Origin of the sequence: Hymenobacter wooponensis (assembly GCF_004745865.1) — a bacterium.
GTDB lineage: Bacteria > Bacteroidota > Bacteroidia > Cytophagales > Hymenobacteraceae > Hymenobacter > Hymenobacter wooponensis.
Map to the genome: position 1 here is coordinate 749,749 of NZ_SRKZ01000002.1, position 12,884 is coordinate 762,632.

General features: G+C 55.7%; 15 protein-coding genes. 8 read left to right on the top strand and 7 right to left on the bottom strand.

The window, feature by feature from the left end; genetic code table 11:
• Positions 1-68 precede the first annotated feature (68 nt).
• Positions 69-833 carry a DUF3891 family protein gene (locus EU557_RS09420; RefSeq protein WP_135530125.1) on the top strand — a complete coding sequence of 255 codons (765 nt, stop codon included), beginning with the start codon at positions 69-71 and terminating at the stop codon, positions 831-833.
• A gap of 70 nt (positions 834-903) precedes the next feature.
• Here EU557_RS09420 and EU557_RS09425 read toward each other — a convergent pair whose 3' ends face one another.
• On the bottom strand, positions 904-1,749 hold the full coding sequence (locus EU557_RS09425; protein ID WP_135530126.1) for a hypothetical protein: 846 nt from the start codon (positions 1,747-1,749) through the stop codon (positions 904-906).
• Between the two features lie 142 nt (positions 1,750-1,891).
• Here EU557_RS09425 and EU557_RS09430 point away from each other — a divergent pair, with 142 nt between their 5' ends.
• Complete coding sequence (locus EU557_RS09430; protein WP_135530127.1) at positions 1,892-2,860, top strand: YihY/virulence factor BrkB family protein; 969 nt, start codon at positions 1,892-1,894, stop codon at positions 2,858-2,860.
• A gap of 254 nt (positions 2,861-3,114) precedes the next feature.
• Positions 3,115-4,335 (top strand): hypothetical protein, encoded by a 1,221-nt coding sequence (locus EU557_RS09435; protein ID WP_135530128.1) that lies wholly within the window; start codon positions 3,115-3,117, stop codon positions 4,333-4,335.
• Between the two features lie 68 nt (positions 4,336-4,403).
• Here EU557_RS09435 and rlmN read toward each other — a convergent pair whose 3' ends face one another.
• Both rlmN and EU557_RS09445 read right to left on the bottom strand, forming a co-directional pair.
• Positions 4,404-5,471 (bottom strand): dual-specificity RNA methyltransferase RlmN, encoded by a 1,068-nt coding sequence (gene rlmN, locus EU557_RS09440; protein ID WP_135530129.1) that lies wholly within the window; start codon positions 5,469-5,471, stop codon positions 4,404-4,406.
• Positions 5,472-5,745: 274 nt separating this feature from the next.
• Positions 5,746-6,174: a thioesterase family protein gene (locus EU557_RS09445; protein ID WP_135530130.1), complete on the bottom strand. Its 429-nt coding sequence runs from the start codon at positions 6,172-6,174 to the stop codon at positions 5,746-5,748.
• A 131-nt stretch (positions 6,175-6,305) separates the two neighbouring features.
• Here EU557_RS09445 and mnmC2 point away from each other — a divergent pair, with 131 nt between their 5' ends.
• From mnmC2 to EU557_RS09470, 5 genes are read left to right on the top strand one after another with little or no spacing between them, the layout of a single operon-like run.
• On the top strand, positions 6,306-7,001 hold the full coding sequence (gene mnmC2 / locus EU557_RS09450; protein WP_135530131.1) for a tRNA (5-methylaminomethyl-2-thiouridine)(34)-methyltransferase MnmC2: 696 nt from the start codon (positions 6,306-6,308) through the stop codon (positions 6,999-7,001).
• Positions 7,002-7,017: 16 nt separating this feature from the next.
• Positions 7,018-7,566, top strand: coding sequence for a hypothetical protein (locus EU557_RS09455; RefSeq protein ID WP_210116015.1), 549 nt, complete (start codon positions 7,018-7,020; stop codon positions 7,564-7,566).
• Positions 7,567-7,612: 46 nt separating this feature from the next.
• On the top strand, positions 7,613-8,833 hold the full coding sequence (locus EU557_RS09460) for a DUF2157 domain-containing protein (RefSeq protein WP_135530132.1): 1,221 nt from the start codon (positions 7,613-7,615) through the stop codon (positions 8,831-8,833).
• On the top strand, positions 8,830-9,405 hold the full coding sequence (locus EU557_RS09465) for a GDYXXLXY domain-containing protein (protein WP_135530133.1): 576 nt from the start codon (positions 8,830-8,832) through the stop codon (positions 9,403-9,405). Before EU557_RS09460 ends, EU557_RS09465 begins: the two co-directional genes overlap by 4 nt.
• 4 nt (positions 9,406-9,409) lie before the next feature.
• Complete coding sequence (locus tag EU557_RS09470; RefSeq protein WP_135530134.1) at positions 9,410-9,673, top strand: hypothetical protein; 264 nt, start codon at positions 9,410-9,412, stop codon at positions 9,671-9,673.
• Positions 9,674-9,940: 267 nt separating this feature from the next.
• On the opposite strand, the gene EU557_RS09475 is transcribed toward EU557_RS09470, so the two are convergent.
• The 4 genes from EU557_RS09475 to bshC all read right to left on the bottom strand — a co-directional run bounded on the left by EU557_RS09475 (position 9,941) and on the right by bshC (position 12,793).
• Positions 9,941-10,147 (bottom strand): hypothetical protein, encoded by a 207-nt coding sequence (locus EU557_RS09475; RefSeq protein WP_135530135.1) that lies wholly within the window; start codon positions 10,145-10,147, stop codon positions 9,941-9,943.
• Positions 10,148-10,252: 105 nt separating this feature from the next.
• The gene (locus tag EU557_RS09480) at positions 10,253-10,453 is read right to left on the bottom strand and encodes an ExbD/TolR family protein (RefSeq protein WP_167855145.1); all 201 of its coding nucleotides are present in this window, start codon (positions 10,451-10,453) and stop codon (positions 10,253-10,255) included.
• 92 nt (positions 10,454-10,545) lie between these two features.
• Positions 10,546-11,127, bottom strand: coding sequence for a 5-formyltetrahydrofolate cyclo-ligase (locus EU557_RS09485; RefSeq protein ID WP_135530137.1), 582 nt, complete (start codon positions 11,125-11,127; stop codon positions 10,546-10,548).
• A gap of 73 nt (positions 11,128-11,200) precedes the next feature.
• The gene (gene bshC / locus EU557_RS09490; RefSeq protein WP_135530138.1) at positions 11,201-12,793 is read right to left on the bottom strand and encodes a bacillithiol biosynthesis cysteine-adding enzyme BshC; all 1,593 of its coding nucleotides are present in this window, start codon (positions 12,791-12,793) and stop codon (positions 11,201-11,203) included.
• Positions 12,794-12,884 lie beyond the last annotated feature (91 nt).

The window sequence follows — 12,884 nt, forward strand, 5'->3', positions numbered from 1 at the left end:
CCACAAAAAGCCTCGCCCACCTGGCGAGGCTTTTTTGCACCGTTTCACTGCGAACCTCTGCGTCTCCCGTGCGTTCCTCTGCGGTAACTATTACTGTGCTCCGCATGATCGTCAACCATACTCCGGCCGGCTGGCAAATTATTTACCAACAGGCGCACGGGCTACTAGCCACCCAGCTAGCCTGGCACTGGCAGCCCTTCGGCGATTCTGATAAATGGGTAGGCCTACTGGCCGCCATTGCCCAGCACGACGATGAGCAGCCGGAGTGGACTGGCCACTACGGCCTCACGCCCGCGGGGGCGCCGGCCAACTTCACCATGAAGGAGTTTTCTCTGGAGCAGGCTACGGGCGTAATAAAAGCCGCTCGTTTCCAGGGGCGGTGGCGCAGTTTGCTGACCAGCTTGCACCTGAGTACGCTGTATGAAAGCCTGCGCGGCCAAAACAAGCAGACCGATGCTTTTCTGGACGAGCAGCAGGCCAAGCAAAAGCAGTGGCTGAAAGAGCTTAAACTGTCGCGCAAGGAAGCGCAGAGCTACTACGACTTGTTGCACTGGTGCGACCGGCTGAGCCTGATTCTGTGCCGCCAGGAGCTCCCTGAAATGGGTCGCAGCCTAGAAATTTATACCGGCTCCAATGGTCAGCGTTATGATGTAGTAGTGCCCGAACCTGGTGGCCCAGCCACGGTTCAGCCTTGGCCCTTTCGGGAGAAGAGCTTTACTGTGAGCGTAGAGGCCTCCACGCTGAGCCAATTACAATTCAAGGACGACGAGGAACTAGCCTCCGCCCTGCGCGTGGCTCCCATTGAGCTACTGACCTGGGAATTCAAAAAATAGGTGGCCCAACTAAGCTAAAAGGCCCATCATGCTGAGCATGATGGGCCTTTTAGCTCGGCCGTGTACTGGCCTAGAGCTTGGTGATGGGCGTCTTGCTGGTCATTACGCCGGTGGGTACGGTGTCCGAAGCATAAACGTGGTCAAGCTTGCGGCCATCTTTCCCATCGGTGCGGTCGGAGGCCAGCATGATGCGGCCGTAGCGACGGTAATCGGCCCAGCGGCGGCGGAAGGCGGGCTGAGCATCCGTAGCTTTTGGGAAATAGGCCCACTCCTCTACCAAATTGGTAGCGGGGTTGATGAGCACTTCGTACTTATTGTCGGGCGTTACGCCTACGTTCTTAAACGTCATGTTAAGCACCTCGGCGGGCTTACCGTCCATCATAGTGCTCGTGCCCTTGTAGGTGAGCGTCACGCCCGAGTCTTTGAGCTTGAAGGGCATTACCAGCCACCAGGAGTTATTCACCCAGATGGGGTACATCCGGCTCAGCAGCTTCTGCCCATCGGGCGTGGCCGAAATGTCTTTGCCGCTGCGGTAGGCCTGTCCTTGCTTCGTGTTGATGTTGTACACGGCCACAGTGCTATCCTTCTGCCACCGGAAGTCGCCGGTGTGTTTGTCCCAGAGCTGGTAAGAGCCATCGAGGAAGTCCCAGCCAATGAGGCGCGTTTGTTGCCAAGCCGGGTATCCGCCCATCTGACGCATTACCTTGTCGGCGAGGGCCATAGCCTTAGCATCGGAGCCAGCCCGGTCAAAATCAGGCGCGGCGGGAAAGGAAGCCGTGTCTGCCGCCACCGTAGCCGACTTACCGGCCCGCTGCTTCTTGCCTGAAGGCGACTTTTGCTGGCAGGCGCCAACACTAATGGATAGCCCGGTGATGCACAGGCCTAGGGCTACTTTGGAAAGGCTACTAACTCGCATGATGAGGGAAAAAGCTGCACCCGATAACCACGTGGCTTCGGTTCAGCTTGTACGCTAAAGCTACGAATGGCGGTCGTCTTTAGCCAACGTAGTTCCAATAGCCGTCGTACTACTCCCAACACCTTCCCGATTTTTCTGCTATATGCCCGCGCACTACCGCCTTTCCGACATCCTTGGTATCCTGAAAACGACGGCCAGTGAGTTCATGGTGAACAACTCGTTTCGCCACGCGGCGGCCCTGTCGTATTATACCATCTTTTCCCTGCCGCCCCTGCTGATCATTGTTATCACAACGGCCAGCGCCATTTATGGTACTGAAGCTGTAACAGGCCAGATTTATGGGCAAATGCGCGGGTTCCTCGGCCCCGATTCGGCCAAGTTCCTGCAGGACTCCATTGCCGAGTTTACCAAGCAGCAAAAGTCTGGGGTGGCCTCCATTATTGGCGTGGGCACCCTCATTTTTGCCGCCACCACATTCTTCGTGACGCTACAGGAAAGCATCAACGACATCTGGAACCTCAAGGTAAAACCCCGCAATGGTATCTGGCAGTTTGTACGCGACCGGCTCCTTTCCTTTGGCCTGATTCTGAGTGTAGCCTTGCTCCTGCTTATCTCCTTCGTGATTAGCGCCTTGCTCAGTGTGTTCACCGATCAGCTGCAAAAGTGGTTTCCTGAGGTTGCCGTTATCTTCATTCACATCGTTGACTTCACGCTTTCTCTTTTCATCACTTCGCTGCTGTTTGGCCTGATTTACCGCTTCCTGCCCGACGCTATTATTCGTTGGCGCGACGTAGGCATTGGAGCAGTTATTACGGCTTTGCTCTTCCTGGTGGGCAAATACTTGATTGCATTCTATATTGCTAAGTCTGATCCGGGCTCGGCGTTTGGGGCTGCGGGTTCGGCTATTGTGCTGTTGCTGTGGGTAAACTATTCGTCCCTGATTATCTTCTTTGGCGCAGAGTTTACGCAAGAGTTTGCCGACGCTTTCGGGCAGAAAGTGCAGCCTAAGGCTCATGCCGTACGCATCGAAACGCGGGAAGTGCCGGAAGGCGAAACCAAAGAAGAAATCACTACTGGTCGCCCACGCTCCGAGGGGCGCTGGCGCGGGTAAGCTCACAGGCTCGAAAGTATGCGAAAATGGGCTATCAATGCCCTTTTTTTACACAAATAGAAAGTCCAGATTTTAACGCCTTACACAAGCTCGTTTCCTGGCCTAGAACAGCATTCTAGGCCAGGAAACGGGCTTGTTAAGTTTAGGCTATCTACTGCTACAAAGTCTAACTCGTTGATATTATATAAGAAGCTCTATATCGTAGTGAAGCGCCGAAGTGATACGTTTGGATCACACTCCTATTCATCGGCTATATGCTTTCTTCTTTACTATCGCCTCGGCTGTTCAGCTTGCTACTTTTTCTCTTGTGGAGTAGCACCTTGTACGCGCAACAACCCACTACTCGCCCGCTAGTTATTAGCCCAATAGTTGGCCCCGTTATCGACGCTCAGGAACGGACGCTTTATGGGCTTTTCCCCTTCTATTCCAACAAAGATTTCAAGGAGGCTACCCTTGAGCAGAACCTCACGCCTGATAGTCTCATCACGTTGCGCACCACGTTCGTTGATGGCCGCATAATACTGCGCCCTATGCCGCAGTATGAGTACTTATACACTCGCCGGCAGATTGAGGACAAGGCAAAAGCTATGCGGGTAGCGGCTGGCGCCAGCTCAACCGATTCTATTGGGGCCTCCTACCGCGTTACGCTGCGCTCGGGGTCTACTTTTGCCGGCATTTTGCGGGCTTCCCGCCCGCAGGAGCTAGAGTTTAGCAGCCAAGAACCGGGGGCGGTAATTATTCCGCGGAGTGAGATAACCAGAATGGAGCTGCTGCCCCGGGTTGAGTTGCAGGATGCCATGCGCCACCCCACATGGGGCTACGTAGGCAACGGCACACGCGTATTTTTTGCTCCTACTGCCCGCAACCTGCGCGCCGGCGAAGGATACTTCCAGACGATAGACTTGTTCCTGCTGGGCATCAATTACGGCGTCACCGACAATGTATCCGTCGGGTTACTGGCCTCGGCTTTTCCGGGCATTGGGCTTGATAACCAACTGGTAGCCATTACGCCTAAGTTTAGCTATCCGGTCAGCAATAAGCTAAGCGTAGGCGCGGGAGTGCTGTACGCCCGCATCCCCACCTTTGACTCTTACAATAACAGTAGCGGCTACGGCGCCGGAGTGGCCTATGGCTTGCTCACTACCGGCAGCGCCGACAATAACTTCACGGTAGGCCTGGGGTATGGTTTCTCCGGTGGCCAGGGCGACCAAGGTTTCGGCGAGTCGCCAGTTGCGGTGTTTAGCGGCGCTACCCGGGTAAGCAAGCGTATCTCCCTGATGTCGGAAAACTACCTTATCACTTCCGGCAGTGGTGGCCTAGCCGGCCTCTACGGCATTCGCCTCAACTGGCCCCGCACAACGTTTGGCATCGGCTCTTTCTACGTAGCTCCGTTTGAAGGAGACGGTGCCTTTGGCTATATCTATCCGGTGTACCTAGACCTTTCGTTCCGGTTCGGCAAAACGGCCCAGAAGTAGTTTTTACCTCAACAAAAAAGCCCGGCTCCATGGAGCCGGGCTTTTTTGTTAGGGTATGTTAGAGCAGCCTAGGCTACTTCTGATTTTTCTTTCACGGCTAGCTGACCGCAAGCAGCATCAATGTCTTTGCCCCGTGAGCGGCGGATGTTGGTTTGCACGCCGCGGTCGGCGAGGTACTTATGGAAGGCGGTTAGCTTATCGTCGGCGGTGTTGACGTAAGAGGCGTTTTCGATGGGGTTATACTCGATCAGGTTCACCTTGCAGGGAATCCATTTCGAAATCTGGTACAGCTCTTCCGCGTCCTGTAGCGTGTCGTTGAAGCTCTCGAACACGATGTACTCGTAGGTGACCTTGCGGCCCGTGGCCTGGTGGTAATACTTGAGAGCTTCCTTCAGCGAGGCTAGGGAGTTAGCTTCGTTGATAGGCATAATTTCGTTGCGCTTGGCATCGTTGGGGGCGTGCAACGAAAGGGCCAAGTTAGCCTTTACATCATCATCGGCCAGCTTCTTAATCATCTTGGCAATGCCGGCGGTGCTGATGGTAATGCGGCGCGGGGCCATATTCAGGCCATCGGGGGCGGTAATGCGACGCACACTTTCTACTACGTTGGCGTAGTTCAGCAGCGGCTCGCCCATACCCATGTACACAATGTTAGTGAGCGGCGTGCCGTACTGGGCCTCGCACTGCTCCCGAATGCGCACCACCTGGTCGTAGATTTCAGCGGCATCGAGGTTGCGCTTGCGGTCCATGTAACCGGTGGCGCAGAACTTACACGTGAGCGAGCAGCCCACCTGCGAGCTGATGCAGGCAGTCATGCGGGTGTCGTGCGGGATAAGCACCCCTTCTACAATGTTGCCATCATACAGCCGGAACGCCGACTTGATGGTACCATCGTTGGAGAGTTGCTGGTTCTGCACCTTCACCCCGTTAATGGTGAAATACTGATCGAGCAACTGCCGGGTAGCCAGGGAGATGTTGTTCATCTCCTCAAACGACGAGGCAGTGTTCTTCCATAACCACTCGCTCACCTGCTTTGCCCGGAACGGCTTTTCGCCGTGCTCTACCATAAAGGTTTTGAGCTCGTCGGGGGTGAGTTTGCGGATGTCGCGCTTGGTGAGTACGGGCAAGTCAATCATAGCTGCAAAGATACAACACCAGAGGCAGTTGGGTTCCCAGAAATTTGCCTTTCCGCATATACCCAGGAATCGAGCTTAGCGGTTTACTAGCAGCATAGTACTCATAGCAGAACGCCATGCTCCATCTAGCATCCGCTTATTGAAGCATGTCTACCCCTGACCAACTACTGGCCTAGAACTTTGTAACGAAGCAGTAGAATATGCCCTTATCATTGGCTTGATGCGCTGCCTGCTCAGCAGGAAGATCATTATGTTTCCCACCTGGCCTAGGCCACTACTCCCCCAGCAGCCGACGGGTGGCCTCTTCCCCGAGGGGCAGGAGCTTGCGCGTGTTGTAATCGAAGCCGAGCATACCAGTCTTGGCGCGGGCAATTTCGCGGCCATCCTGGTTTTTCACCCAGTACACAATGTCGAAGCCGAAAGTATGCAGGTCGGTGGCAGCCATCTGAATGTGCAGGGTGTCGCCGTAGAAGCCTTCGCCTTTGTACTCAATGGCCACATCGGCCATAATGTGGCCTAGGCCAGTAGCGCGGTCTACCTCAGGGCGACCTACAAACTGCAGGAACTGCACGCGAGCTTCGTGGAGGATGCTAAGTAGGGCGTCGTTACCCAAATGCGCTCCGTAATTGAGGTCTGTAATCCGGATGGGGAGCTGCGTGGTGAAGAGAAAGGTATCTGGCAGCTGTACTTTAATGCGGGCCATGAGGTAGTGAAATAAGTAGTAGAAGGATAAGTAGGACTACGTACCAACGCCAAAGTTGCCGTTCAATTCGTATTTTCCGCTCCGCTCTGCCCGCTCCCCCGCCCCTGTTTCATTCCACTCCACAACCTTGCATGTCCACACCCTTACTCGAAGTACGCACTACCGCTGACGGGTCTAGCACGCTTTACGTGCCCGCCCTCGATGAGCATTACCACTCTACCCACGGCGCACTGCAGGAAGCCCGCCACGTATATCTGGCGGCTGGCCTAGAGCCTATGCTCCCTCCTACTGCGGAGCCTCCAACGCCGGTTTGGGTATTAGAAATAGGCTTTGGCACTGGGTTGAATGCCCTGCTGACGCTGGAACGCAGCCTAGCGCTGCCCAGCTCCCAGGTTATTTTCTACGATACCATCGAGAAGTTTCCTCTGCCCGCCGAGGTCATTGGGCAGCTCAGCACTGAAACCTACGACGATGAGTTACTGGACTATCAGCAGCAGCTGCACGCCTCCGCCTGGGGCCGGCCAGTAGTGCTTACTCCGCAGTTTGTGCTACTCAAACTGGCCGGGCAACTGCAAGAAACGCCACTGGCCGAAAACACCTATCAGGTTATCTACTTCGATGCCTTTGCGCCAGAAAAGCAACCCGATATGTGGACGGATGAAATTTTTGCCCAGCTCTACGCCGCCACGGCTCCCGGCGGGGTGCTGGTAAGCTACTGCGCCAAAGGCAGCTTCCGCCGCAGCCTGAAAGCCGCCGGCTGGCTGGTAGAGAAAATTCCCGGCCCTCCCGGCAAGCGCGAAATGACCCGGGCCCGGAAGGTGGCCTGATTAGTTAGACATACACATGAAGCTCAACCGTCGTCTGAATCAACTCAGTGAAGCTGAGTACCGCTACTTGCTAGTCAACTATCGACGCTATACTGACTTTAACTCCCTGGGCCTATTTCGCAGTCTACTTGAAAATGAAAGGTTGGATTTGCAGCAGCGTCAGCGGTTGCGGGATGCCGCGGCCGACGCTTTCCCCAAGTTCTATGAGTTTTTACAGCTCAAAGACCCCGACACCTACTTCGGCCTCAACACGCTAGGCCAGGAGCTAACGGTGGCCGATAAACGGGCTGCATGGGATGAAATTAAGCGGGCGCAACAGCGCATATTGAGTAATAAGCGCATCCGGCACCGCAATTTTGGCTTGTATACCAAGCACAACTGCGGCTACGACACCTGCCCTTTCAACGGCCTAATGGTTCGGCAAGGGGCACGTCTTGCAGAAGGCGTTATGAGCTTTGACACCGACAAACGGATTTCCAACAATAGGCACGTTGACCATAGAGCCGAGCAGCGTCGGCGGGAGCGGAAAGCCTGGGCAAACACCCAGAATTATTTGGCAGAATAACAATGCGCCCATTCACTTCCCACATCCTGCGTAAGTTGGTGCTGTTATGAGTCGAAAATTTCTTGAAACCGACGGGCCGGGATGGGTGCAGAAAGGCATCATCACGGAAGAGCAGCGGGAGCAATTACTGGCCCTTTACCCCACCGATGCCACTGCTATAGGCCTACTGCCGCTGCTGGGCAGCTTTCTAGTAGGCCTGAGCGCACTGAGTTTGGTGGCAGCTAACTGGCAGGGCTTGCCGGAGCTGCTGCGTTTGGCCCTGCTGTTGGGCTCGTTGTGCGGCGCGTATGCAGCCGGCGAGTATTTCCGGCGGCGCGGCAACACCAACCTAGGCATGGGCCTAATTGCGCTCGGCCTGGTTCTGTTCGGGGCTAGCATTGTGCTCACCAGCCAGCTCTACCAACTCATCGGTTACGACCTCACCGGACTACTGGCCTGGGCCGTGGCGGGCATGGGCCTTACGTGGCTCTACCGCAGCAACCTACTGTTTATCATGACGGTGGTAATTGGGGGTATTGTGCAAGGCTACAACACGGGGCAGTTGGGCGCCTTCAGCTACCTCACGGCGGCTTTCACGGCGCTGGGCCTCGGCTACTACTGGTGGCGCCGCCCCAACTCGCTAGCGGGAGGTGTACTAGCGGCGGGGTTGCTGTGGCAAGCAGCATTACTGATAAACCATTTGCACATCAAAATCACGTGGTTTTTTGTGCCGGCCATGCTCATCTACGCCTTCGGCGACTGGCAACCCGACCGACCCGCCGGCCGCGCCATGCAAGGGCCACCGTTGGTAGCAGCCTTTCTATTTACCCTTGGGTTAGCCTTGTTTGGCGAGTCTGATATGTACACTGGGCAGCTCCGGCCGCCGCTGCTGGCTTACCTGGGCGCTATGGGGGGCGTACTGGCCATATCTCTGCTGGGCAAGCGCCAACGCGGCCGCCTCACTAGCGCCACCGACTGGCTGCTGCTGTTGCCGGGCTTTTACTTCACGGGTGGCCTAGCCCTGGCTGTGGCTACGCTGGTGGTGCTGTACGCTTATTCCGGTTCAGTACTGTTCCGGGCGCACCAAGAGCAAAACCCCGACCGCGTAACGCTAGGAACGGTGTTGTTCATCGTTACTACGGCAGTGGCCTACTTTAAGCTCACGTGGGGCTTCATGGACAAGTCACTGTTTTTCCTGCTGGGCGGAATTCTGCTGCTAGGGCTGAGCTGGTACCTACGGCGCCGCGCCAACCATACGTTCGCCGATAAAACTCCTGCGAAATCATGAGTGAGCAGCCTCTTACCCTCCCGGCACGCCCCCCCGTCCAGCCGAAGCCACTCCCTGAACTTGCCCCCACCCAACACCGGCGATGGCTGAAGTGGCTGGTGGCTGCCCAGGTGCTTTTTGTGCTGGGCGTGGCTGCCGCTGGCTATGCTACGGGTGCGCTAGGCCAGTCCATCTGGCTCCGTACGGCCCCCGTCGATCCGCGCGACTTACTATATGGCGACTATGTGCGCCTGAACTACTCCATCAGCCAGTTACCGGGCCACCTGTGGCATGGTACTCAGCTCCCACGCCGACAGCAGGCGGCCTACGTGCTACTGGAGCCTCGCAACGGTTCTTATGAAGCCGTGGGTGTCTATTCTGAAAAACCCGAGACACAGCCCAATCAAGCGGTATTGCGGGGCTCCGTTCAGGATGTCTGGCGGCGTGGCCTACGCCTGCGCTATGGCCTGGAGCGCTACTACGTACCCGAAGACATGGGCCGCGAAATACAGAAACGGCAGTCGTTGCGAGTGCAGGTGAGCATTGCGCCCTGGGGTCAGGCGCGCATTGTAAAGGTCGAAACGGCTCCCTAGGCCTATGCAGCTTCTGAAGCGGTTGAGCAAAGAATGCCTGTTAGCCTTAAGTGTTATTATCCCCACTACGATAGGCCTAGGCTACGCACTTGGTGCCCCCTTTTTTCAGCTTGCTCCTCTCGACATCCAGATGCACAACACCTATCTCGTGGTGCGCCCCACAAATCTAGTGCTACTGGTTTCTCTCCCGTTATGGTTGCTTGCACAACTGGTGCGCGTCATTTGGCATTTGTTGCGCCGACTTGTCAGCCCCACCTCTGAAATTTAAAACCAGTTGCTACACTGATCTATCTACTATATATTGCTACCTTAATTTCTGCTTCTAACTATTCGAAGCGGGTCTATCTATATCAGTAATTATTTCTCGCATGAAAATCGGATTGTGCAAACTAGCTCAAGTCTTAGCCGCGCAACGCACCAATACTTCCACCCCTTCTGGCAAAAGCACGCCGCCTAAAGATCGGCAACGCAACCAAGCAGAGGGCCCGGCCTTCTCAACCCAGTTATAACAATTTGCTTCTCGCTTCGGTCGCTTTTACAACCTGCTGTTCTTAATCAGGTCGTACTCCGCTGCACTGATATCTACCATTGCGTACTTCTTGCGGTCGGTAATATTCATTTCATCCAAGACGTCTACCATGTCCTGGTATTTAGCTTCATTGCTGGGTTTGATCTGAACTATTGTTCTATCTGATAATGCCAGAAGCACCTGCCGTAGGCCAGTAGAGCTAAAATTCGTCAAATGAATTTCGGACTTTTCGGTATACCCATATTCCCCTGAATAGTAATACACTTGGCTGCTCTTACCCAACACAAGCGTCAAGATTTCACTTCGCCCAAGGCATCCTTAACCAAACTCATTAGGACGTGCTTTTACCGGCATAGTGACCTGCATTACCGTGGGTTTACTCACGGTAATCGTCAGTAGGAAGAACGATACTAATAAGAACCCAACGCCCACCATAGGGGTCATGTCGGGGGGTACGATGGCCCGGAAGGTTCGGCGGAGGCGCTTGGCGGATAAGTCGAGAGGCTGAGTTGAGGCCATAGTAATAAGAGGCATAGTGGATACTACCTCTTCAACGGCCATCCGCGGCTACGAAGTATATAGAACCAATACTATAGTTTAGCGCCCGGTGCTTAATAGGCCTCAAACCGCCACACCTTTTCCGGCATGATGCAAGCGTTCAGTCGCTCGTCGCCGGGCCAAGTGTCGGCTATATGCGTCACGGGCGGTTCTAGGCTCAGCCCGATGCGCAACGTATCAGGCCGGCACTGGCCTAGGAAGTGGTCGTAGAAGCCTTTGCCGTATCCTACACGGTGGCCGGTTTCGTCGAAAGCTAGCAGGGGCACCAATACGGCATCTAGCTGCGCCGGTAGCACTTCAGTAGCGCCTACGGGCTCCGGGATGCCCCACCGGTTATCGACCAACTGAGTATTAGGAGTGAGGTGGTAATGGCGCAGCGTATGGCCGTCTGCCTGTACTACGGGCACCGCTAGCTGCACCGGCAGCTGCTCAGCCCAAACATGCCGGATGATGCCCCACGTATCTGGTTCTCGGCGCTGCGGGATGGGTAGGAATACGTGTAGCCACTGCCACTCAGCTACGGTAAACTGCGCAAACAACTGCTGCTGCACTGCTTGGCTACGCTGCCCAACTTCTGCCTCTGAGAGGCTCCGGCGGCGGGCCATAAATTTCCGGCGAATATCTGCTTTCAGCATACTCTTGGATACTAGCACGGCCCGCTTCAACCGGTGAGGCGGGCCGTTTCTACAGCATTACTACCTAAATTTTCTACTCTTCCTCTAGCACTGTGAACTCCAGGGCCAGGGGGTCGAAGGCTTCTAACAGCTGATCAATAAACTGGGGGTTATTGATCAGGATGCTCAGCACATTATCCACGCGCTCCTGCAGAGAGCCACCAGGAAACAATTTCTCTTTAAGCGCAGTGAGTTGGCTGTAGGCCACTTCATGTTTGGATTCAGCGGCTTTGCTAAGGCGCTTTTCTAGTCCGGCTAGGCCAGCGGCGGCTTTTTGCTGCTCGGCGGCTACGGTCTTCACCAGCGTGGGGTCGAGGCGCTGAGCTAAGTCAGATACTTCCTTAAATACGGCTGCTAACGCCTGCTGCTGAGCGGCCAGGCTTACTTCCTCCTGGCCTAGCGCGGCACCTACCTGCTTCTTCAGGTCTGGCAGCGGTCGGAAAATATCGGGGGCCGTGAGACCGAGCTTGCGCAGCTTGCCAGCGTTGGCCTTTCCAATGTATAATCCCGAGTTACGGAGCAGCAGAATCGGGAAGGGCACTTGGTTGTCGGTGAAAATCTGCTTGAGCTGAAACCAGTAGGCCACTTCCGCGCCGCCCCCAATGTAGCAGAGGTTAGGCAGCAGCAATTCCTGGTACAAGGGCCGCAGCACCACATTTGGGCTAAACTGCTCCGGATGCTGCCGGGCTAGCTCCAGCAACTCCTCCTGGCTATGACATCGATTGGTATTGCGCACCGTGATTTGCACGCAGTCGGCCGCCGCATCGTACTCCAGCCGCTCCCGCTTGCCACCATCGGTGAGGAAAAATAGATTCAGGGGGCGGGAGTACACTTGCGGCTTGTAGCCCGCGGCTTCGAGCTGCTGGTTGGTGGCTTGCACCGCTTGATTGGAAGCCTGCTGCTGAATTTCCTTTTCCAGCACCGGTATCAGGGCCTGCTTGAGGGCCGGTGAGTCGCCATCAAGGGCTACCAACCCATACTGCCCGAACAGTGAATGCGTGAGCTTGCGCATGGCTTCTGCCAGCGTGCCTGAGGTGGTGTAGGCCTCTCGGAAAGCGGCCGGCATATCGGAGGGTAGTTGCAGCAGCAGCTCCTCTTCCAGCCCATCTAACGCCAGGCGGCCCACGGGCCCACCAGTGTTGGCGGCGTTCCACTCATACTTCTTCCCGAAGAGGTGGAGGTGGTTGATTTCAGCGAAGTCGTGGTCTTCGGTGGCCATCCAGTACACCGGTACGAAATTGTACTGCGGGTACTGCTCCTTTAGCTGGCGGCACAGCTTAAGGGCCGTAACAATTTTGTACACGAAGTACAGCGGCCCCGTGAGCAAGTTGAGCTGATGACCGGTGGTGATGGTGAAAGTGGTATCCTTCTCCAACAGGTCAATATTGGCTTGCACCATCGGGTTTACGTCCGGCACGGCGGCATACTGCTCGCGCAGCGCGGCCACTAGCCGCTGCCGGGCTTCGGGGGTGTACGCAGCCTTTTTTTCTTCTATCTGGGCCGCAAATTCCTCCAGAGCGGGGAAGCGGTGGTAGTACTGGCTGAGTTCCGGACGCCGGCCGAGGTAGTCGGCAATCAGGGGCGAGAATGAGCCGGTATCGGCGTAGCGGAGGGTCGTAACAGACATGGATTCGGATGTAATTCGGCTATAACCGGCCAGACGCCACAAAGTAACTGGCTTTTTTTAGCCTCCAGTAAATTAACCGCCGTCCGTAGGC